Raw genomic sequence first — 394 nt, forward strand, 5'->3', positions numbered from 1 at the left:
AATTAGCAATGAGCAATTAGCAATGTTTTTGTCCGTTATCTTATCGTGAAGCCCACGCAAAACCCTCGGACAAAAACCCCCTCTTTCCCCTTTGTGATCTTTGTACCTTTGTGTCCTTTGTGTGAAAATCTTTCGAATCAAAGTCCCTGAACAATCAAGCAAGAGATAATAAACAAAAATGCCTGCTTGGGAGTAGTCTGTTTTATGTCAATACTTAAAACTTCCTCCGCTTTGCTTAAACGGTAAATAAGGGTATTGCGGTGAATGTGGATTGCGTCAGCCGTCGCGCTGATATTTCTGCCGTTTAAAAAATAATGGTATAGGCAGTGGACCAAATCCCGCTGAGATTCGTTTCCGCTTTCCCAAAGAGAAAGAATGCCAGGATGGCAGAAAC

1 protein-coding gene is annotated in these 394 nt (G+C 41.9%); it reads right to left on the reverse strand.

Translation table 11 applies throughout. From position 1 onward, the window contains the following. Nucleotides 1-137: 137 nt before the first annotated feature. Nucleotides 138-394, reverse strand: a 257-nt coding sequence (locus ACYVRH_RS14925) for a helix-turn-helix domain-containing protein (protein ID WP_461257641.1), incomplete at its 5' end; no start/stop codon positions are given.

This window comes from Treponema sp. R80B11-R83G3 (genome assembly GCF_054786115.1).